Annotated in this window: 22 protein-coding genes; 18 read left to right on the plus strand and 4 right to left on the minus strand. The window is 58.3% G+C overall.

Going from position 1 to position 21534, the window contains the following annotated elements; genetic code table 11:
• The 3 genes from VNL17_03040 to VNL17_03050 form a co-directional block, all read right to left on the minus strand.
• On the minus strand, positions 1–282 hold a 282-nt coding region (locus VNL17_03040; protein HXI83047.1), incomplete at its 3' end, for a 3-deoxy-manno-octulosonate cytidylyltransferase.
• 46 nt (positions 283–328) lie between these two features.
• Positions 329–913, minus strand: a complete 585-nt coding sequence (locus VNL17_03045; protein ID HXI83048.1) for a DNA-3-methyladenine glycosylase I — start codon at positions 911–913, stop codon at positions 329–331.
• Positions 914–915: 2 nt separating this feature from the next.
• Entirely contained in the window at positions 916–1368 is a 453-nt protein-coding gene (locus tag VNL17_03050; protein HXI83049.1) for a cupin domain-containing protein, read from the minus strand.
• Here VNL17_03050 and VNL17_03055 point away from each other — a divergent pair.
• The 11 genes from VNL17_03055 to VNL17_03105 all read left to right on the plus strand — a co-directional run bounded on the left by VNL17_03055 (position 1367) and on the right by VNL17_03105 (position 13888).
• Positions 1367–1489, plus strand: coding sequence for a hypothetical protein (locus VNL17_03055; GenBank protein HXI83050.1), 123 nt, complete (start codon positions 1367–1369; stop codon positions 1487–1489). The two genes, VNL17_03050 and VNL17_03055, sit on opposite strands and share 2 nt — an antisense overlap.
• A gap of 33 nt (positions 1490–1522) precedes the next feature.
• The gene (locus VNL17_03060) at positions 1523–2500 is read left to right on the plus strand and encodes a ParB/RepB/Spo0J family partition protein (protein HXI83051.1); all 978 of its coding nucleotides are present in this window, start codon (positions 1523–1525) and stop codon (positions 2498–2500) included.
• 20 nt (positions 2501–2520) lie between these two features.
• Positions 2521–3636 carry a M48 family metallopeptidase gene (locus tag VNL17_03065; GenBank protein HXI83052.1) on the plus strand — a complete coding sequence of 372 codons (1116 nt, stop codon included), beginning with the start codon at positions 2521–2523 and terminating at the stop codon, positions 3634–3636.
• The gene (locus tag VNL17_03070) at positions 3621–4532 is read left to right on the plus strand and encodes a M28 family peptidase (protein HXI83053.1); all 912 of its coding nucleotides are present in this window, start codon (positions 3621–3623) and stop codon (positions 4530–4532) included. Before VNL17_03065 ends, VNL17_03070 begins: the two co-directional genes overlap by 16 nt.
• 90 nt (positions 4533–4622) lie before the next feature.
• Positions 4623–6605, plus strand: coding sequence for a patatin-like phospholipase family protein (locus VNL17_03075; protein HXI83054.1), 1983 nt, complete (start codon positions 4623–4625; stop codon positions 6603–6605).
• On the plus strand, positions 6602–8056 hold the full coding sequence (locus tag VNL17_03080) for an AMP-binding protein (protein HXI83055.1): 1455 nt from the start codon (positions 6602–6604) through the stop codon (positions 8054–8056). The genes VNL17_03075 and VNL17_03080 overlap by 4 nt, the downstream gene beginning before the upstream one ends.
• Positions 8057–8109: 53 nt before the next feature.
• The gene (locus VNL17_03085) at positions 8110–8883 is read left to right on the plus strand and encodes a dienelactone hydrolase family protein (GenBank protein ID HXI83056.1); all 774 of its coding nucleotides are present in this window, start codon (positions 8110–8112) and stop codon (positions 8881–8883) included.
• Complete coding sequence (locus VNL17_03090) at positions 8880–10121, plus strand: thiolase family protein (GenBank protein HXI83057.1); 1242 nt, start codon at positions 8880–8882, stop codon at positions 10119–10121. The genes VNL17_03085 and VNL17_03090 overlap by 4 nt, the downstream gene beginning before the upstream one ends.
• Before the next feature lie 220 nt (positions 10122–10341).
• Positions 10342–11223: a PEP-CTERM sorting domain-containing protein gene (locus tag VNL17_03095; GenBank protein ID HXI83058.1), complete on the plus strand. Its 882-nt coding sequence runs from the start codon at positions 10342–10344 to the stop codon at positions 11221–11223.
• A gap of 92 nt (positions 11224–11315) precedes the next feature.
• On the plus strand, positions 11316–13325 hold the full coding sequence (locus VNL17_03100; GenBank protein ID HXI83059.1) for a 3-hydroxyacyl-CoA dehydrogenase NAD-binding domain-containing protein: 2010 nt from the start codon (positions 11316–11318) through the stop codon (positions 13323–13325).
• 8 nt (positions 13326–13333) lie between these two features.
• Complete coding sequence (locus tag VNL17_03105) at positions 13334–13888, plus strand: YqgE/AlgH family protein (GenBank protein ID HXI83060.1); 555 nt, start codon at positions 13334–13336, stop codon at positions 13886–13888.
• Here the strand turns inward: VNL17_03105 and tadA are convergent.
• On the minus strand, positions 13885–14355 hold the full coding sequence (gene tadA, locus VNL17_03110) for a tRNA adenosine(34) deaminase TadA (protein ID HXI83061.1): 471 nt from the start codon (positions 14353–14355) through the stop codon (positions 13885–13887). The two genes, VNL17_03105 and tadA, sit on opposite strands and share 4 nt — an antisense overlap.
• Positions 14356–14525: 170 nt before the next feature.
• Here tadA and VNL17_03115 point away from each other — a divergent pair, with 170 nt between their 5' ends.
• The 7 genes from VNL17_03115 to VNL17_03145 all read left to right on the plus strand — a co-directional run bounded on the left by VNL17_03115 (position 14526) and on the right by VNL17_03145 (position 21298).
• Positions 14526–16172 carry a tetratricopeptide repeat protein gene (locus VNL17_03115; protein ID HXI83062.1) on the plus strand — a complete coding sequence of 549 codons (1647 nt, stop codon included), beginning with the start codon at positions 14526–14528 and terminating at the stop codon, positions 16170–16172.
• An 86-nt stretch (positions 16173–16258) separates the two neighbouring features.
• A complete protein-coding gene (locus tag VNL17_03120; protein ID HXI83063.1) occupies positions 16259–18088 on the plus strand; it encodes a hypothetical protein in 1830 nt (609 codons plus the stop codon).
• A 4-nt stretch (positions 18089–18092) separates the two neighbouring features.
• On the plus strand, positions 18093–18830 hold the full coding sequence (locus tag VNL17_03125) for a glycosyltransferase family 2 protein (protein ID HXI83064.1): 738 nt from the start codon (positions 18093–18095) through the stop codon (positions 18828–18830).
• A gap of 6 nt (positions 18831–18836) precedes the next feature.
• Complete coding sequence (locus VNL17_03130) at positions 18837–19511, plus strand: class I SAM-dependent methyltransferase (protein ID HXI83065.1); 675 nt, start codon at positions 18837–18839, stop codon at positions 19509–19511.
• A 135-nt stretch (positions 19512–19646) separates the two neighbouring features.
• Positions 19647–20492 carry a glycine cleavage T C-terminal barrel domain-containing protein gene (locus VNL17_03135; protein HXI83066.1) on the plus strand — a complete coding sequence of 282 codons (846 nt, stop codon included), beginning with the start codon at positions 19647–19649 and terminating at the stop codon, positions 20490–20492.
• A 53-nt stretch (positions 20493–20545) separates the two neighbouring features.
• A complete protein-coding gene (locus tag VNL17_03140; GenBank protein HXI83067.1) occupies positions 20546–21079 on the plus strand; it encodes a peptidylprolyl isomerase in 534 nt (177 codons plus the stop codon).
• 12 nt (positions 21080–21091) lie between these two features.
• Entirely contained in the window at positions 21092–21298 is a 207-nt protein-coding gene (locus VNL17_03145) for a hypothetical protein (protein HXI83068.1), read from the plus strand.
• Positions 21299–21534: the final 236 nt, after the last annotated feature.

The raw sequence follows: 21534 nt of genomic DNA on the forward strand, positions 1-21534 counted from the left end.
GACCAGGTCGCAGTCGTAAGCAACCGCAACCTCCGCGACGCGATCGGTTCCCGTCGCACAGTCAGGAGATGTAAGCATCGCATCACCGCCGAACGCCTCGACGGCCTCGAGAATGCGGGTATCTTCCGTGGCGACGATGACCTTGTCGAGCCGTTTGGCCTTGGCCGCCTGCTCGTAGACGCGTTGGACGAGCGTCTTGTCGGCAATCATCGCGAGCGGTTTGCCTGGAAACCGTTGAGCACCGTAGCGGGCGGGAATCACCCCCAATGAGCGAATCTTCATTGGGGTTGCAGTGTAGCACAACCCCGGCGCGTGACAAGGCCCGCGGTCAGCGCTGCACTTCGCGGTAGCGGAAACAGGTGACGAGGTGGTCGTTTACCATACCGGCCGCTTGCATAAAGGCGTAGCAAATCGTAGAGCCGACAAAGGTAAAACCGCGAGCTTTGAGGTCCTTGCTCATCGCATCGGATTCGCTGGAGGTGGCGACGATTTCTTTCATCGACTTGACGCGCGTAACAAGCGGTTTGCCGCTGACGAATTGCCAGATGTAACGGTCGAACGAGCCGAATTCATCACGCACCTTCAGGAATGCCTGCGCATTCTGTACGGCCGAACGGACTTTCAGCCGATTTCGAATGATGCCCGGATTCGTCAACAGCTTCTCGATGCGTTTCTCCGTATAGCGCGCCACTTTCTCCGCATCGAAGTTGTCGAACGCCTTTCGGTAGCTTTCGCGTTTCAGCAAGATCGTCTGCCAACTCAGGCCGGCCTGCGCGGCGTCGAGCACGAGGAACTCGAACAGCTTGCGGTCGTCATGTACCGGCACGCCCCACTCGGTGTCGTGATATTCGATCATCAGCGGATGATTCATGGACCAGCCGCAGCGGATACGGGTGTCAGAAGCGGAAGACATGATTAGCGAGTGTTATCCTTCACGCCTGGCGGTACGATCTTAATCACATAATAGATCGCGGGCGTCCGGCTGACATTACGAAGGCTGTGGTATTCGTTGGAAGCCTGAAAAATCACGCCGCCGGCATCCACGTGGTTGGTTGCGCTGTTTTGCACAGCCTCCAGTGAGCCATCTTTAATGATGACCAACTCTTCGCCCGCGTGGCGATGACCCGGGTGAGGCATCTCGCCGGGGTTGAGCGTGGTCACGTGAACCTCGAGCTGATCCAGAATGGCTGTGCGCGAATCAAAAACTTGTCGGCGCGCACCATATTTGGTCGCCTCCATCTTCAGATCGGCCCAATTGAAGACGGAACAATGAAGAATGGGACCCGCGACCGAGTCGGCGAGTGTCATCGCCACTGTAGTCAGACCGATCGCGGTAACGGCCACAAGAACATCTCTTCGCGTAATCATGGGCTGGTTCTCCTCGCTGGTTTCGGTTGGTTTGATGAAAGCAGTTTTGCGCGGGAGCGGCAAGGACTATTGGCGGTCGAAGCGGCGGTTTCTGCTCGACAGGGCGCTGGTTTCCAGCTAAATACGGTGGTATTAAGGAGGTGGGATTTCCACCATGACAAAGAAGGCGTTGGGTAGGGGATTGGATTCACTGATTAGTGGCGGGGTTGTTCGCAGCGTGGCGGCCGAACCTCCTCACGTTGAAGTCGCTATCGTGCCCCCCGCGACGAACGTAGTCCAACCACTTGGCTCGAGAATGGCCAGCACCGGCAGCGACAGCGACGGCAACGCGGTTCGCCATCTGGGCATCGATACCATCGAACGCAGCCGCTTTCAGCCGCGCACCGATTTTGATCCGGAGCAACTACGCGAACTGGCGGATTCCATCAAGCAGCGCGGCGTTATTCAGCCGTTGCTGGTAAGACCGGTTGCCGCAACCGATGGCACGCACCGCTACGAACTGATTGCGGGCGAGCGCCGCTGGCGAGCGGCGCGCGAGGCGGGGCTGACGACGATTCCCGCGATCGTTCGTGAGGCGAACGACCAGGAAGTGCTTGAAATCGCGCTCATCGAAAACCTGCAGCGCGAAGATCTCAATGCGGTTGAAGAGGCGCGGGCATACGAACAACTTTCCACGCAGTTCAAGCTTACTCAGGAGCAAATCGCCGAAAAAGTGGGTCGAAGCCGCGCGGCGGTAGCTAACTCGATGCGATTGCTCGGTTTACCCGGGGAAGTGCAGTCGTGGATCGCTGATGACCGGCTCAGTGTCGGTCATGCCAAGGCGATTCTCGGGCTGGCCAATCCCGCGGAGCAGCGGCTGGTTGCCGAGCGCGTACTGAAGCGCAATCTCACCGTGCGCGAGACGGAACAACTCGTAGAACAGCTCAAAGGGGAAGCGAAAGTTCGCGCGCGCACACTCGGTGGGGTGGCGAAATCGACGCACGTTTTGGCGGTCGAAGAGCGACTGCAGCAGAAGCTCGGCACCCACGTCAGCGTTTATCACGGTAAGAAAAAGGGACGGATCGAGATCGAATATTACGGGAACGACGATCTGGCGCGCCTGCTCGGCATCCTCGGCATCGACAATCTCTAGGGCGCTCGCCGAGTGCCGAAATGGACGAACCCAGCCAACAGCAACGCGCAAAACGCTACGAGGCGATCCACAACTTTCTTTTTGTGGTGGAGACGGTGTACACCATCCTGTCGCTCATCGTGTTTCTCTATTGGGCAGGTTCGGACATCCTTGCGAGCGTAGTGCAATCCATCTCGCCGAACCCGTGGATCCACGTCGCGATTTATGGCGCGGTGGTCATCATCGCGACCAAGTTGCTATTTTTGCCGCTGAACTATCTTGGCGACTATCATCTCGAACATAAGTTCGGGCTGTCCAACGAAAGCCTCGGTGCGTGGGCGCTCGATGAACTGAAGTCCCTCGGGTTGAATTTGCTGCTGAGTGTCGTGCTACTGGACGTTCTGTATTTCCTTTTGCGACGCGCTGGCGACTGGTGGTGGGTTGGCGCTGGACTTTTCTTCCTGGTGTTTGGCGTGGCGATGTCGGCGCTCTTTCCCGTGCTGATTCTCCCACTCTTTTACAAATTGCAGCCCTTGGAAAACGAGCCGTTACGCGAGAAGCTCACGGCGCTCGCGCAACGGGTCGGTGCAAAAGTCCTTGGGGTCTACCGGATGGGGATGAGCGAGAAGACGAAGAAAGCCAACGCGGCGTTCGCGGGACTTGGCACCACCAAGCGCATCATTCTCGGCGACACCTTGCTGGATAAATTTGCGGAGGACGAGATTGAGGTGGTCATGGCGCACGAGATGGCGCACTACCAGCACGGCGACATTACGAAGATGATCGCTTGGGGAACGGTGACGACCTTCGTTGGACTCAAAGTCGCCGACCTCGGGTTGCACTGGGGCATGACCCGACTCGGGTACGACCACGTCTGGGACATCGCCGCATTCCCGCTGTTAGCACTGTGCCTGTTTGTTTTTGGGTTGGTGGCGATGCCGCTGAATAACGCTTTCTCCCGCTCCCGTGAATGGAAAGCGGACGCCACGGCGCTGGAGTTGACTGCAAATCGCGACGCGTTCATACGCGCCATGCGGAAACTCGGGGAGCAGAATCTCGCGGATCTTTCACCGCATCCGGTTGTTGAGTTTCTCCTGCACGATCACCCGTCGCTCGCGCGACGCATTGCCTGGGCGGAACAATGGCACGGCGACTAGGCTTCGTCCTTATCGTCGGGCTCGTTTGCGGCTGTGGCGGGTCGCGACCGCCGCCGCCAATTCCCTGGCAACAGTACAGCGGCGAGCGGGCGTACCGGCATGTTGAAAAACTTGTCGGTTATGGGCCGCGACCCAGCGGAAGCGATGGGCTTGGACGCGCGGCTACTTACATCAAGACCCAGTTGGAGGAATACGGGCTGGCTACCGAGGAACAAGTCTTCATCGCGCCGACGCCCCTCGGGCCAAAGCAATTTCGGAATATTGTGGCCAGGACGCGCGTGCAGCCGGCCCGCCCCAATCGCGTGATCATCATCGGTTCGCACTACGATACGAAGTTCTTTACGAACATCACGTTCGTCGGCGCCAACGACGGCGGCTCCAGCTCGGGTGCGCTGCTGGAAATCGCGCGCATCGCTGCCGAGCAGCCGGGCCTGTGGTTTGTGTTTTTTGACGGCGAAGAGGCTGTGCAGCAGTACGGCGAGGAGGACGGGCTGTGGGGGAGCAAGTTCTTTATCGAAGATCTCAAAGGCAGGAATCAAATCGGCCAGGTCAAGGCGATGGTGTTGCTGGATATGATCGGCGACAAGAATTTGAATATCACCGTCAACGGCTCGCTGATCCCGCAGACCTTTGACGCTTCGCGCGCGGCGGGGTTCCGTGACTACTTCGCCTACGGCGGGAATGGGATCCTTGACGACCACGTGCCATTCATGCGGGCGGGAATCCCAGCCGTTGATCTGATTGACTTTGAATTCGGTAGCAAGCCGGGCCTTAACGATTATTGGCATACAGAGAAGGACACACTCGACAAGATCAGCTCGCGCAGCCTGGAAATCGCCGGCAAGACCACGTTGCGGCTTATCGAACTCCTTCAGAATCAAGCCGCTGGCCATTGATTCGGCCCACGGCTTGCTTTACTATAATTGTGGTGGAAGTGAGCCTAAACGCTCACGTCGAGACAGAGTGTTGGTGGGAAGGATTGCGGCATGGAGCACAAACTCCAAGTACTTGAAAGCGTGCCAGTTCTGGCCAGCCTTGGCAAAGAGCTGATGAAGGGCCTGGCTGAGCGCGCTGAATTTGTCGCGGTCAAGAAGGGCGACCTTGTCGTGCGCGAAAATGACCCTGGCGATGCGCTTTATGTCGTCGTTTCGGGTCGACTCCAGGCGTACACACGGCTCAAGAGCGGACGGGACCGTATTTTCGCCACCTATTGTGATGGCGATTGTTTTGGGGAGATGCCGCTGCTGAGCGGGGAGACGCATTGGGCGAATGTGCGCGCGCTCAACGATTCGATGCTCCTGAAAATCCCGCGCGAAGATTTCGATTCCGTGGTCAATCGCGACCCGCGCGTGGCGGTGAGCTTCAGCCAACGGCTGGGTCATCGAATCAAGGAACTTCGTGAAGAGAAATATCGTGCCAAGCGGAGCATAATCATCTCGCTCTACGGCTCCCTGCCCGACACGGGGAAGACGACCCTCGCGCACAACCTGGCTGCCAGCCTTGCCCACGAAACGCGCGAGCCCGTGCTGCTCCTCGATTTTAGCGGCCGGCAGCGCGGCGTACCGCTGTTGAACTGCGAGCGCCTCGATTTCCGCAGCGGCCTCGGGCTGCAAGACATCACGGTGCATTCCCCGCTCGGTTACGACCGCTTGAATCTTGATCTCGTGGGCGACGAGCGCGAGATCGCGCTCATTGCGCCGGTGTTCGGCCATCTCGTGAAGCAGTACGATTACGTGATTTGCGATCTTCCGAACGCAGTCTCCGCGTCCGTGTTCGCTTGCCTCGTGCAATCGGACCAGGTGTTCGTCATCGCCAAGTACGACGACGAGCATCTCTACCGCACCCGGCTGTTGCTGGAGGATTTCCGTTCCCACGCAGCGGCGCGTGGGCCGCAGGTGCGAGTGATCCTCACAGCAGTCGGTGACGCCAGCGCGCCGTACGTGGAAGAAGCCGAGCGAAAGGTCGGACAGCCGATCTCGTATCTCTTGCGCTGGATTCCCGAGTCCGAGGTTGTCGAGGCCGTGGATGGGACCCCCTACGCGATTCGCAAGCCGATGGAGCCGTACAGCCTGGTGGTGCGGCGCATGGCGCGCGAGTTGGGCAATGTGTTGGTTGGATTGGCGCTCGGGACGGGCGGGGCCCGCGGCCTGGCACACATTGGGGTTATCCGCGTGCTGGAACGTGAGGGGATCGCCATCGACATGGTGGCTGGCAGTTCGATGGGCGCGCTCATCGCGGCGGCGTGGGCTGTTGGAAAGAGCGCCGACGAGATGGAGGCGATCGCCAAGCGGATACGCGACAAGCGCACGTTCCTGAAACTGCTGGACCCGATGTTTCCCGGCGCCGGCATCTTTCGCGGCATCAAGGTGTACAATTTCCTGCATTCGATTGTGAACGGGCTGACGTTCGCCGATACGCTCATTCCGCTAAAGATCATTGCCAGCGACATCAACACACTTGAGGAAGTTATTTTCCAGGACGGCAAGCTCATCGACGCGATCCGCGCCAGCATCACGATTCCCGGCGTCTTTCGTCCTGTGGTGACCAATGGCCACACGTTGATCGACGGTGGCATCACCGATCCGGTGCCCGTGCAAGTGCTCGCGCATGCCGGTGTCGCAAAGATCATCGCCGTCAACACGATTCCCAACGTAGATGAGATGAAACAGCGCGAACGCTACCGTAACGAGAGGTCGCTGGCGTCGCGGAAAGAAAGCAAAGGCGGCATGCGCGAAACGGGTCCCGTTGTCGAGACCCCGACCAGCCTGATCAACGTGTACATGCGCTCCATGCACGCGATGCAGTCGCGCATGGCCGAAGTCGCCTGTACCAATGCCGACGTGGTGATTCGCCCGATTCTCGCCGACAGTGTCTGGTACGACTTTTATCATCCTGAGCGTTACATTCGTTGCGGGGAAGAGGCGGCGCAGGCGGCGTTGCCCCTGCTGAAGGGGCTGGTGGGACGATGAAATGGGACCATCTGACGCCGGTGGAGCAGCGCCGCATCCAGAACGAGAGGCTTCACCACTACTTTACGGAGGTCATCGGCCCGTTCAGTCCCTACTACAAGAAGCTCTTCGCCGAGCATAAGATCGACCCGCGGCACATCAAGACGGTCGATGATTTGCGGCGTCTTCCGTTCACGAGCAAAGCTGATTTGCTCCCGACCCCGGAACAGCCAGAAAAATTCCGCGAGTTCATCATCACGCCGGATATCTCGGTGCTCAAACATCGTCCCCGTGTCGTCGCGGAGGCGTTGTTGCGCGGTCGCAGCGCGGTGGAACGGCGTTTCGAGCGCGAGTATCGCCCAATCTTCCTGACTGCCACCACGGGTCGCAGCGCGGCACCCGTGGCCTTCACGTACACCGACCACGACATGCGCAATCTCCGCACCGCCGGCGCGCGAATCATCCAGGTATTCGGCGCGACGACGAAGATGCGCGGCGTGAACATGTTTCCCTACGCACCACACCTGGCATTCTGGCAGGTCGTGTTTGCGGGACTGGAGTTTGGCATGTTGCTCGTCAGCTCGGGCGGCGGGAAGGTGATGGGTACCGACGGCAACATCAACCTCATCGAGAAGATCAAGCCCGAGGCGATTGTCGGCATCCCGACGTTTGTTTACCATGTGATCCGCGAAGCGCACGAACAAGGCCGCAAGTGGCCGCAGGTCTGCAAGATCGTCCTCGGCGGGGAGAAGTCGCCACAGGGTATCCGCCGCAAAATGGTTTCCATGTTACAGGACATGGGTGCGGGGGACGTGCGCGTTTGCGGGACGTACGGCTTTACAGAGGCGCGCCTGGCGTGGGGTGAATGCCCGACGCCGCCGGGGGAATGGAGCGGTTATCACCTACTGACCGACCTGGGCATCATGGAGGTGATTGACCCCGAGACGGGCGAAGTCAAGGGCGAGGGCGAGCCGGGCGAACTGGTGTACACACCGCTCGACGCGCGCGGCACGGTCGTGTTGCGCTATCGCACGGGCGATTATGTGGACGGCGGAATTACCTGGGAACCGTGCCCGTATTGCGGGCGTACGGTGCCGCGTATCGTCGGCAAGATCGGGCGCGCGTCCAGCACCAAGGAATTACAACTGGAAAAGCTGAAAGGTACGCTCGTCAATTTCGACTCGCTCCAGCAGATTCTCGACGACACGGCCGAGGTCGGCGAGTGGCAGTTGGAGATTCGTAAGGCCCACGATGATCCGCATGACGTGGACGAGCTGATTCTGCACGTCGCGCCTGAGAACGGGTCGGACGTCGAGCGTCTTAAACAGAAGATTCGTACGCGCTTTCAGACCGAGATCGAGTTGACGCCCAATCGCATCGAGATCCATTCGCTGGACGACATGCTCAAGCGCATCAAACTGGAAAGCTCATTGAAGGAAGTCCGCGTCTTGGATGCGCGGCCAAAGGAATGAGTTATCGCTCCCGGATTGCACCAGGGAATCGAGCATGTTAGCGTGAAGGCGCTATGAAAACGCAACTTACCATTCTTTTTGCGGGGCTTTTTGCCATGAACTCTTACGCCGCATTGCATACCGAAGCCATTGAGTACAAACAAGGCGACACCACACTCGAAGGTTATCTCGCCTACGACGACGGTGTGAAGGGGCCACGGCCGGGTGTGCTCGTCGTGCACGATTGGCTGGGGTGTGATAGCTACGCCAAAATGCGGGCCGACATGCTCGCTAAACTGGGGTATGTCGCGTTCGCGGCGGACATTTACGGTAAGGGTGTGCGTCCCAAAGACCCCCGAGAAGCGGGAGGGATGGTCGGAAAGTACAAGGGCGACCGCACATTGCTCCGTGCCCGGGTCAATGCTGCGCTCGATGTGCTGGAGAAACAACCGCAGGTTGATCCGAAGCGCATCGCCGCCATTGGTTATTGCTTCGGGGGCACCACCGTGTTGGAACTGGCGCGTAGCGGGGCCGATGTTGCCGGCATCGTTACCTTCCACGGGGGACTCGACACGCCGACGCGCGACGCGAAGAACATCAAGTGCAAGGTGCTGCTCTGCCAGGGTGCGGATGATCCGTATGTACCGGCCGCCGATGTGGCCGCGCTGCAAGACGAACTCCGTTCCGCCAAGGTGGACTGGCAGATGATTTATTATAGCGGCGCCGTCCACAGCTTTACGCGGCCTGATGCCGGCAACGACAACTCGAAGGGTGCGGCCTACAACGAGCACGCCGATAAACGATCGTGGGAAGCGATGAAGGAGTTTTTCGCAGAGATTTTCCGATGACCCGACTGGCGATCATCGACGGGATTCGGACGCCGTTCTCCAAGGCGGGGACGGATTTGAAGTCGCTCCCCGCGCAGGAACTCGGTCGCATCGTCGTGAGCGAATTGCTGGAGCGTACGGGGTTCGACCCACGCAAGGTTTCGCAGGTGATCTTTGGTTGCGTCGCGCAACCGCCGGAGGCCGCGAACATTGCGCGGGTCATAGCGCTCAATGCAGGACTGCCGAAAGAGATTCCCTCCTACACCGTGCATCGCAATTGCGCGAGCGGTTTTGAGGCCATCACCAGCGCGTACGAAAAAATGGTCTCGGGCCAGGGGGACGCGTTTGTGGTTGGGGGCACGGAGAGCATGTCGAACATCCCGCTGCTGTATTCGACGGCGGCGGCGGACAAATTCGCGGCGCTCTTGCGGGCGAAGTCGTCGCTGAAGAAGCTCAGCGCCATGTTGTCATTTCGTCCGAGCGATTTCAAACCCAGGATCGGCGTGATGCTCGGGCTGACGGATCCGGTGTGCGGACTCAACATGGGCCAGACGGCAGAGGTGCTGTATCGCGATTACGGTATCACCCGCGAACAACAGGATGCGTTTGCCCTCGATTCGCACCAGAAGGTGGTGAAAGCGCGGGCGAAACTGGCGGAAGAGATGGCCACGGTTTATTTGGCGAAAGGCCAATACGTGGACAAAGATAATGGTGTGCGTGACAACCAGACGATGGAAGCGCTGACGAAATTGCGGCCGGTGTTCGACAAGCACAACGGGACCGTGACCGCCGGCAACTCGTCGCAGATCACTGATGGCGCGGTGGCGTTGCTGGTCATGGAAGAAGAAAAGGCGCGCAAGCAAGGTTTTCAGCCGCTCGGATACCTGCGCGGCTACGCCTTCGCGGGAGTGGATCCGCGGCGAATGGGGATCGGGCCGGCCTACGCCATCCCGAAGGCACTGGAGGAGTCGGGCGTGAAGTGGAAAGACATCCAACTTCTGGAAATCAATGAAGCGTTTGCGGTTCAGGTGTTGGCAGTGGAATTAGTGATGCGCAAGGAATTCGGCATGGAAATCAACCGCGACCTGCTCAACGTCAATGGCGGTGCAATCGCACTCGGTCATCCCGTGGGTGCCAGCGGCGCACGACTTGTGCTGACTCTGTTGAAGGAAATGAAGCGCCGCAACCTCAAGACGGGAGTTGCTTCGGCCTGCGTGGGCGGGGGACAAGGCGGGGCGCTGATTCTGGAACGTGCGTGAGACCTGACAGCGGAGTCAAAAAAAGAGAATTATCTTTAGGCAGCTAACCGCCCTGCAGGCATTGTACTTACTTGGATATATGTCTGCCACCCCTTAAGCATCCATGCCGGAGCGGTTTCTCTACTGACAATTTGCAAGAGTTTTGCGACAAGGGCAGCGGGTCATAAAGAAGCGAGAGTTACGCAGCCGAATCGAATCAGGGGATCAGTGGGAGGCGGGTATGCGAGTAATTTGGGTGGGCATAGCATTATTTCTGACCACCGTTAGCGCGAGCGTTGCAGCATTTGGACCGATCACTTTCAGCAGCGACGCTGACTACAACAATAATAATCCTCCGACCTCCGGGTTGTTCAGAGACATCGGGCCATTGGTTCGTCAGCAGGGCATCAACCGCGGTTTTGATTTGGGGCCCACAGGTCACACTGCCCTGAACTTTGTCGGCACGGTGGGAGCGGGTGGCTCCAACTCGGTCACGCTCTACGATACAAATCCGACCACTGCGACTCCTGATAATATCTTCTCGGGCAATCTCAGTCTGAGCGCTGACATCTTGTTCAAGGAGTTCAACAACACCAAGCAGGGCGGATTCGTATTCCTCTACAACGAGGGATTCCCAACCAACAGCGGTCTGGCCCTTATGCTTTCCGACGCCGGTAACACGGATAACAACATATTGTCGATTGCGGACATGAACGGTCCGGCCATGACAACTCTTCAGTCGACCTCCTTGTCCGGAGGCCTCGGGGAGGTCGCGTGGTATCGACTTACAATGGATATGACAGTCAGCGGCGGCACCTTCATCATCAATGGGAAGGTCTTCAGCCATACTACGGGCACGGATCCCGGAAGCGCACTCGGCTCTCAGATTGGCCCTACGCTGGCTTATACCAACACCTTCGCGGCGCTGGGTATCCAGAGTTCCGGTGAAATTGGTCTGGCCATGCGCGAAATCCTTCAAGCCGCCCCGAACACGAATATGGTCAGCATCGCGAATTTCTCGGGAGTGCCGGAGCCGGCGAGTACGTCACTCGTGGTTATGGGGTTAGCCTTATGCTCCGTAGCGGGATTGGGGATGTTGGTTCGCCGGCGCAAATCCGCCTGATCATCCAGCTCGCCTTCCTTTTGGCCCGGCATTATGTTGCCGGGCCAATTTGTTTTGTATAGGATTCCCACCAGACCTGAATGACAACATTGGTGGCTACGGAATCTCCGCGGATTAAGTTCGACGCAGACGGCGTTGCGTGGGTGCTGTTCGATGACCCGGATTCGAAGGTCAACATCCTCGGGTTCGCGCAAATGCAGCGGCTGGAGGTGATTCTAGATGAACTCTCCAAGCGCAAGCCCAAGGCTGTCATCTTTGCCAGCGACAAACCGGGTATCTTTATCGCCGGCGCGGACATCAACGAACTGGAAAAGATCCGCGACGCGAACCATGGTGAGCAGCTCTCGCGCGAAGGACACCGGATTTTCGCCAAGATCGAACTACTCGGTGTGCCGACGGTCGCCGCTATTGGCGGCGCGTGCCTGGGCGGCGGTTGTGAGCTGGCCCTCGCGTGCCGTTACCGCCTGGCGACGGACCATCCGAAAACGCAGATCGGATTGCCCGAGACCCAACTCGGCATCATTCCCGGCTGGGGCGGGACACAGCGGCTGCCGCGGTTGATTGGATTGAGGGCGGCGCTGGATATTATTTGTGCAGGCAAGAGCGTCGGCGCGGACAAGGCACGGCGGATCGGTTTGGTGGACGCAGCCGTACCGAGCGTGGTCTTGCGGGAATCGGCAAAACGCTTCGCGCTCGGTCAGCGCCGCGCGTCCCGCAAATCGGTGAAGTTGCAGAACATGTGGCCGTTGCGGCCGATTGCCTGTCGGATCGCCCGCAAGCAGGTGTCCGCGCGCGCGCGAGGCCAGTACCCGGCGCCGTTGCGGGCCATTGACGCGATAGAAGAAGGTCTGGCGGGCCCGCTCGACGCAGGACTGGAGCGCGAGGCGAAGATCTTTGGCGAAGTGAGCGCGACGCCGGTGTGCAAGAACCTCATCCGCATTTTCTTCCTGCGCGAGAGGTATTCCAAACTGACGTTTGACACCGGGCGGGTGGAGCGCGCCGGGCCGGTCTCGGCGCGAGTCACGACGGTACCGATCCAGAAAGTCGGGGTGCTTGGCGCGGGCGTGATGGGCGCGGGTATTGCGCAATGGTGCAGCGCACGCGGGTTGACGGTGCGGTTGAAGGATATCAAGCAAGAGTTCGTCGCGACCGGCGTCAAGCGCATTGCGGACGCGTACCGCGAAGGCGTGAAGCGGCGGAAGTTTTCCGAACTGGACGCGCAGCACGGTTTTGCGCGGGTGCACCCGACGACGGAGTACACCGGTTTTGGCGATTGTGACCTGATCATCGAGGCGGTCCTCGAGAAGATCGAGGTCAAGCGGTTGGCGTTCAGCGAATTGGTTGACCGCCTGCGCAATGACTGCATTATCGCCTCCAATACGTCGGCGATTCCCATTGATGAGTTGGCGGAAGCCAGTGGCCGCCCGAAGCGATTCATCGGAATTCATTTTTTTAACCCTGTGCACAAGATGCCGCTGGTGGAGATCGTGTACGGAACGAAAACCGCGCCGGAGGTAATCGCAGTGGCCGTCGAGTTTGCGAAGCAATTGAAGAAAATCCCGATTATCGTGAAGGGGGCGCCGGGATTCCTGGTGAACCGACTGCTCATGCCGTATTTGAACGAAGCGGGCGTGCTGCTGGGCGAGGGCGTCAGCGTGGAGTCGATTGACAAGGCCATGCTTGATTTCGGAATGCCGATGGGACCGCTTCGGTTGATCGACGAGGTGGGGATCGACGTCGCGTACGATGTAGCGCGCGAACTCGCCGAGGCTTTCCATGATCGGATGACGGTCGCGCCGATTCTCCGGCAGGTTTATGAGCGGGGGTTGAAGGGGCGAAAGAGCGGGGCAGGGTTTTACCTATATAAAGGCAAGAAAGAGAGACTGAACGCAGGATTGAAGCTCGCGAGTGGGAAGACGCCCAGTCCTGCGGAAATCCAGGCGCGCTTGCTGGGAGTGATGATCAACGAAGCGAAGCGCTGCCTCAGCGAAGGAGTGGTGGCTTCCGAGGACGACATCGACGTTGGCATGATCTTTGGCACGGGTTTCCCGCCATTTCGCGGCGGGCTGGTCAAATATGCGCGCGATGCTGGGAAGTGGTAAGGTAGGGCATGGGATTTGAGATTCCAGAAGGCGAATCGCTCGCGGGGTTGGTGCTGGCGGCCTCGCGAGACTTGCTCGACCCGAATTTTCACCAGACGCTGGTCTACATCGCCGAACACGGTCCCGACGGCACACTTGGGTTGGTGATGAACCGTCCGCTCGACAAGAAACTCGGCGAGGTGGCGCTGTCGCCGGACCTGCCGAAGGCGTTGCAGCAAATTCCGGTATTTCAGGGCGGACCGGTCAAAACGACCGCGCTACTTTTCGCCCGGTTCCAGCGCGGGAAGAACGACGAACAGTTGCGCTGCCAAATCGTGGCCGACCCGCAAGAACTTACTGCGCTGCCCAAACAGGAGTGGGTACGGGCATTCGCCGGTCATGCGGGCTGGAGCGGGGGACAACTCGAGCGAGAATTGAGCGAAGGCTCGTGGCTGGTGTGCCGGCCGCACACGGCGATGCTGGAGGAATCGGTCCCGAATGCCATGTGGGAGGCGTTTGTCGGCAAGGACCAGCGGTGGAGAAAACTGCAGCCGTTTCTGCCGAAGAACACGGGGCTAAACTAGCCCGCCGAGCGCCGGGCGCGGAAAAAACTTTGCAACAGATCGCGTGCCTCGGTTTCCTTCACACCTGCGACCACATCGACGGTGTGGTTCAGTCCCTTCGCGGAGGTAATCGGAAAGACGGACCCGGCACCGCCAGCGCGTTCGTCACGGACGCCAAACACGAGGCGATTCAGGCGCGCAAGCATGAGGGCGCCGGCGCACATGGGGCAGGGTTCCTTCGTGACGAAGAGGGTGCAACCTTCCAGCCGCCAGTCCCCGAGCACATGAGCGGCCTGCGTGATGGCGAGAATCTCCGCGTGCGCGGTGGCGTCTTTGAGCAGTTCCACCTGGTTATGGGCCCGGGCAATGATTTTAAGGTCGCGGACGATGACGGCGCCAACCGGCACTTCATCCGTGTCGTAGGCCGTGCGCGCGAGTCGTAGCGCTTCGCCCATGAAGTAGTCGTCGCTGGTTAGGTCGAGAGGCATGACTGGGACAGGCTACTGATTCGGCAGGAAGGACGCAAGCAGTCAGGATTGTAATTGAAGTGCGTTGATAGTAGCGTTCCGACCCGATGAAGCGCGATGGTGAACCTACCGGTGCGACCCCAGACTCGGCCTGCAAGGAAGATAGCCAGTACATTTATTGGTGGGTAGGATTGATCATACTCATTACGTTCATCACCTACGGACCGACATTGCATAATGGGTTTATCTGGGACGATTTTCAGGACGTAGTTGATAATCAGCTGCTCCGCACGAACGGCGGCTTGCGAGACCTGTGGACGGCGCACTGGCAGGATGTCCCGCTCCCATATTATCCACTGACCTTTTCCACGTTCTGGGTGGAGTACCATGCGTGGGGTCTCCAGCCACTTGGCTATCACATGGTCAATGTACTTTTGCACGTGGCGAACGCGATTCTGGTGGGGATATTGTTGACTCGTCTGTCTGTACCTGGGGCGTGGCTGGCGGCATTGATATTCGCTGTCCATCCGGTTCAGGTGGAATCGGTGGCGTGGATTGCCGAGCGCAAGAACGTTCTTTCGGGATGCCTTTTCTTCCTGGCATTCCTTGCATACTTGAAGTTTTTGGCTCCCGCAGCCCGGCGGTGGTGGTTTTACGGAGCAGCCCTCGCACTTTATCTGTTGGCGTTGCTGGCAAAAACGGCGGTGGTTCCTTTGCCGGCGGTTCTCCTGGTGGTGCTCTGGTGGAAGCGCGAGAAAATCAGGCGAGAAGATCTGGTTCCTCTGGCGCCATTTTTCCTTGTGGGCGCCACGATGGGAATCGTGACGATGCACTTTCAGGCGGCCCTTTCAAACACACAGGCCCCAGAATGGCACCTGTCAATAATTCAGCGCGTTTTGCTCGCGGGTCGGGCTCTCTGGTTTTACGCCGGGAAGATTATCTGGCCGCACCCGGTCATGATCGTCTACCCGCAATGGCAAATCGATCCTTCGATGTGGTGGCAGTACCTTTATCCGGCATGTGCGTTGGGCGTAATCCTGGCGCTATGGCTTAACCGCGCCAAGCTGGGGAAGGGTCCGCTTGCAGCGGTGCTGTGCTTTGCCGTCATGCTGGGGCCGGTTCTCGGGTTCTTAAGTGTGGGCTTCGCGGAATCGTTTGTGATGGACCACTGGCAGTACCTGGCCAGCATTGGTCTCATCGCCCTGGTGTCTGCGTGCGCCACCCAACTGATTCGCGAAAAATCATTGGGCCTATTCGCCGCCGCCATCGTGGTCGCGGTGCTTTGCACCTGGAGTTGGCGACATTGTGAGGCCTTCCGAAGCCAGGAGACATTGTACAGCGAGGAAGTGACCTTGAATCCCGGTTCCTGGTCTGGACATTACAACCTGGGGAACGCCTATTTGCGCGCACGCCGACTTCAGGACGCGATTGACCAATATGAGCAGACGCTGCAGATCCGACCGGATTACGAGGAAGCGGAGGGCAATCTTGGGTATGCGCTGCTTCAATCCGGTAATGTCACAGGCGCAATCGCACACTTGAAACATGCGGTGGAAATCGATCCGCGGTTGGCCGAAGGGTGTTTCAATTTGGGAGCCGCCCTGCTGCAGTCCGGGCAGATCCAGGAAGCGACCGAACACCTCCGAAAGGCCGTGCACCTTAAGCCGGAGTTTACCGAAGCGCGCTACATGCTGGCGGCTGCGCTGGCGAAACAGGGTCACCTTGACGAAGCGATTTCGCAGATGGAGAAAGCGGTGCAGCTGCGACCGGATTCAGACCAGTTTCGCCAGACACTCGAGAACATGCGGCAGTTTCGAGCGCATTCAGTTGCTCGATAATCCGCACAATTGGCCGTTTCACACCCGGGCATGGACGGGTTTTCTCTCGACACTCCGGTTGCCCTTCGGCATCATAAAATCCATCCTTGTCGAGTAAAACTACCAACCGAGAGATTCTGTTCCTGTTGCTGCTGTTCGTAGCCGCAACTATCGCCTACTTCTGGGCCCGAAACATCCAGGTCCCCTTGTTGCGTGCGCCGGACGGCCATTATGTCCTCGTTGATTCTGATAGCATGATGCGCTGGCGGTTGGTGGAACGGGCTCTCGACGGCGATGGCGCGCGCATTCACTGGTTGCCTGAAATCAACGCACCGTACGGTACGCTCAACCCGTGGACGGCTCCGATGACGACCCTGGGTGTCGGTATGGTGCGGGTGGGAGAATTTGTGGGTGGGATGCCGCGCGCACGCGCGTTGGAATGGGCGGGACTGTGGCTGGGGCCGATTGTCGGATTGGCCGGCATGATCGCGTTGGGGTTATTGGGCTTGCGCGCGGGCGGCTGGCTTTTGGCGGCCTGCTGGATTGTGGCGTGGCCGGTGTTGGTCGATGTCATGGTGATCACGGCCTTTGGAAACACGGACCACCACAGTTTGCATCAGCTGCTCTTCATTTGCATTGTGGGAGGGTGCCTGGCGTGGCGGCAGAAGCCTACCACGGCGGGAGGGGTGTTCGTGGGTATTGCCACGGCACTGGCAATCTGGTCGGCAGGATCGGAGATGATGCCTGCGTGCGGGTTGGTGGGAGGGCTGGCTTTGTACGAACTCGGGTGGCAAACAGCGGATGAGGGGCACAAGCAATTCTGGCGCGGCTGGTGGATCAGCGGACTCGTAGGTACTCTGATTGCATGGCTCTTCGAGTTTTGGCCACATTTGTTTTCCCAACACCTGGAGCTCATCTCTGCGTGGCACGTGGCGCTGTGGCTCATTGGCGGGGGATTGCTGGAACTGGTTAGTCGCTCCCCGATCTCGAAGAGTTGGAAACTGCTAGCGATTTTGTTGGCGGCAGGGCTGTCGGTGGTGACTGCGGCGGCCATGAAGGGCTTCGATTGGCACCATCTTCACGTGATGCAGGACGTGCGACTGAAGCGATTGATGAGCGTAACAGTGGAATGCATGCCGTACCCCACAAACTTGTCCCAAGCACTGCAACACGGCTATATCGACTTCGGTTTCCTGCCATTCGTGTCGCTGGGCCTGATTTTCACTTTCAAGAAGATTGACCGGCGCGTTCGTTGGGTCCTGCTCGTGGCTCTTTCGTATCTGCTGCTTACATTTTGCCAGGTGCGCTGGATGGACTTTTTCATTCCCGTGCTGGTCATGACCGCCGGGCTGGCCGTCACGCATCTGTGGGCCAATTCACCCGAGTTTTGCCTGGCGGGCATGGTGGTGGCAACCTTTCCCGCGTGGATGATCAACCTGCGCGTCAACCACAGCATGAAATTGATTGGCGGGGATTCCTTGCGCGGGCCACAGGTTGAAACTTTCGCCCTGGAGGCCGTCTCCGATTGCCTGGGTTCGACGGTGCGGCACCCAATCGTGCTGGCACCGTGGGACGAGGCGTCATTTCTCGCGCCCATGGGCAAGGTGCGGGTCGTTGGCACTGGCTTTTGGTGCAATTTGGATGGGATTAACGACACAGGCGAAATGCTCACGACAGCGTCCGCGGACCGGTTTTGGGAACTACAGCGGAAAAGAAATGTGGAGTTCTTGTTGGTACGTTCACAAGCGAGTCTGGAAGAGGACATGCGATTGGCGTTCGTGGCCCTGACGGGGCAGGAGCCATCGCAAACGGACATTGCCGCCGCGTATGTGTGGCAGCTCCTGAAGGACGATCGATTTCCAACCGTGACCTGTAAGGAGATGGCGCAATTTGAGCCGTCGTGGAGAATCATCCGCCTCAACAAACCCGGCGAGTAACACGATGGCAAGCTTGGAAAAACACAGCGGAACACCGGATCTATCGATTGTAATCCCGGTTTATAACGAAGACCAAATCATTGAAGCGGTCCTCCGCATGATTTTGGCGGTGGATTTCGGCGATTACCTGCGGGAAGTCGTGGTCGTCGATGACGGTTCCAGCGACAAGACGCGGGAAGTGCTGGGTCGATTTCACGAGACGCAGAACCTGCGCATCATGTATCGCAACGTCAACGGAGGGAAAGGTGCGGCCCTCCGGGACGGGATCCGCGCGGCCACCGGCAAGGTAATCATCATCCAGGATGCGGATTTGGAATACGATCCAAGCCAGATCCCCATGCTGACGACACCGATCCTGGAGGGGAAGGCCAAGGTGGTTTATGGTTCCCGATTCAAGGGAGTGATTCGAAATATGTCACCCATTCGCCGGTTGGCAAATCGGTTCCTGACTTTCTATGTCAATCTCCTGTTCGGCACGAAAATCACCGATGCCTGTACCTGCTATAAGACGTTCGAAGGCGATGTTCTCCGGAGCTTTGCCTTGAAGAGCGACGGCTTCGAGATCTGTCATGAAATCACCGCCAATGCGGCGCGTCGGGGTTACTCGATTGTCGAATTCCCGATTTCGTATTGCGCTCGCGGCGCGGACGAAGGGGTGAAATCTTCCTGGAAGGATTTGGTCCGGCAATTGGGTTATATCTTCACGTTTCGTTTTTGTCGACTTAATGGCGCAGTGGGCTGAGATGATATGAAGAAGAACATCCACGGGTATTCCGCGTACCACTCGGATCTCGTGGCGAGGATCTCCTGGCGCGTTCGGGGAAGGATATTTCGCCTTTTCCTGGACACATTCTCACCGAATGAGAGGACCAAAGTGCTCGATGTTGGCGTGATGGCAGACGCCATGAGTGAAGAAATAGAATCAAATTACTTTGAGCGCCTTTACCCTCACCCGGAGATGGTCACCGGCGTAACCCCTGAGGATCCGTCTCGACTCCAAAAGCAGTTTCCGCTCAGCCGTTTTACGCGCGCCGATGGACGCGCTCTACCATTTGGTGATCAGTCGTTCGACATCGTTTTTTCGGGAGCCGTGATCGAGCATGTGGGTTCGCGGGAGAATCAGCGGCAGTTCGTGCGGGAGGCCTGTCGTGTTGGTAGAAACGTGTTTATCACCACACCCAATCGGTTCTTTCCTGTGGAAGCGCATTCCTACCTGCCATTGATAAGCTACTTCCCGCCCCGGGTTTTCAGGGGTATTTTGAGTACGGTCGGGCTCCATGAGTTGGCGAAAGAAGAGAAACTGAATTTGCTGACCGAACATGAATTGCTTCAATTGTTTGACTCTGCGGCCCAACCCAGAATCGTTCGCATTCGCCTATGCTTGCTGACCCAGAACCTTGTCGGTATCGTGAAAACATGGTGATCGAATCGAACCACCCTGAGTTTTGCCGATGAGCGGTTGCCAGGACCATAGACCGCATCGCGGAGCCCGGCGGGTAAGGTCAGATTGTCGATGGATTTGTTATCGAGTTGTCCGTAGCAGTAGCTTTTGGAGCACATGAACGAATTACTTCGCGAACCTTCAGCGCGGGCTGGCGGGCGGACCATAGTTGACTTGTCATCTTTGCGCGAACGGCTCCGGATCACCGGTGCGGATCGTGTCGAGTTCCTGCAGGGCCAGTGCACCAATGATATCAAGCGGTTGCAGCCCGGCCAGAGTTGTTACGCGGCATTTTTGAATGCGAAGGGCAAGATGCGGGGGGAGGGGCAGGTCATTTGTTTGGCGGACTCATTTCTGCTGGAGGTCAACCCCGGGCTCGCGCCATCGCTCGAGAAGTTCATTATTACGGAAGAGGTGACGATTGAAGATGTGGGCGATTCGATGAGCGAATGGCTGGTGATTGGCGACGAGATTGGCACAGTACCCCCTCAGGCCGTGACTTTCCAGCATCCGCTCGGGTGGGGTGTGATCAGCGCGACCCCGATGATGGAGACAATCAGTGCGGAAGCATTGGAAGTGTTGCGTATTGAGGGGGCTGTACCGAAGTGGGGCGTGGACATGGACGAAAGCATGATTCCCAACGAGGCCGGTCTCGAAGCGCGCGCGATCAGCTATGACAAAGGCTGCTACATCGGGCAGGAAACCATCGCGCGCATCAAGACGTACGGACACGTGAACCGTCGGCTGGTGCAGATCGTCATCACAGGAGAGAGCATTCCTACCCGTGGCGATAAGATCGTTATGGAGGGCCGCGAGGTGGGGCAGCTGACCAGCGCGATCCGTTCATCGCGGCTTGGCAAACCGCTGGCGCTCGGCTATGTTCGGCGCGAGTTCGCAACGGCGGGAGTCAAACTCAATTGGAACACGGAAACGGCGGAGGTCTTGAGAGTATGCGGAGAATGATTGGATTGGCCGGTTTATTGGCAACGGTATTTCTACTGAAAGGAACAACCCTCATGGCAGCGGATACGGATACGGTGGCGGTGGTCGAAACGAAATTCGGCAAAATGGTGATCGAGTTCTACGACAAGGACGCGCCGAAGACGGTGGCGAATTTCAAGAAGCTCGCGCAGCAGAATTTTTACGACGGCACGGCGTTTCATCGCATCATCGATGGTTTCATGATCCAGGGGGGTGACCCCTTGAGCAAGGACCCGCAGAACCCGGGCGTGGGCACCGGCGGACCTGGCTACAAGATCGCGGCCGAATTCAACACGAACAAGCACGTGCTGGGTGTTGTTTCCATGGCACGAAGCAGCGACCCGGATTCCGCCGGCTCGCAATTCTTCATTTGCCTGGGGGACGCGTCGTTTCTCAATGGCCAGTATACGGCCTTCGGCAAACTGATTGCCGGCGTTGACGTGCTGAAAAAAATCGGCGGGGCGTCGACCAAAATGAATTCCTCGGGGAGCGAGAAAAGCGCGCCGGTGGAACCGGTGGTCGTTACGCATGTGAAAATCATTCCTCGCCAGGAAGCGTTGGGCAAGTAAGGCCGTTGGGCCATGACCCTTCAGGAAATCGCCGCCAGATTGGAGCGACTGGGTTGCCCGCGTGAGAAATCGGCGGCAATGGCCTCCCAGCTTGATCGGCGGGCCCGCATGGATGCCGAGCGGGACGGTACATCGAGCGAGGCCGCCTTGGCGCGACTTTTGGGCCTGATGGCGCAAGGGTGGGCAACTCAGGGTTCCCAACCCAAAAAGAGCGAATAACGCCATCAAAAGCCACCAATTGTTCACGCTCTAGCCCTTATTCTGTAACATTTCCAAGGCAATCTTTGCCTGTGATACCGATTGCAGAGCTTGACAGGAGCGCCATCCAAAAAAAGTCAAGAAAAGTCAAAAAAAAGCCTTGCATTACAAAACGTAATCTCTATGATGGCGCTTGGAGAAGCGAACAAGAGCCCGCTCGCGAGGTGGGCGCAAACTAGATTGAGAAAGAGGGGAGA

The sequence above is a fragment of the Verrucomicrobiia bacterium genome, from assembly GCA_035577545.1.
In the GTDB taxonomy this organism is placed as follows: domain Bacteria; phylum Verrucomicrobiota; class Verrucomicrobiia; order Palsa-1439; family Palsa-1439; genus Palsa-1439.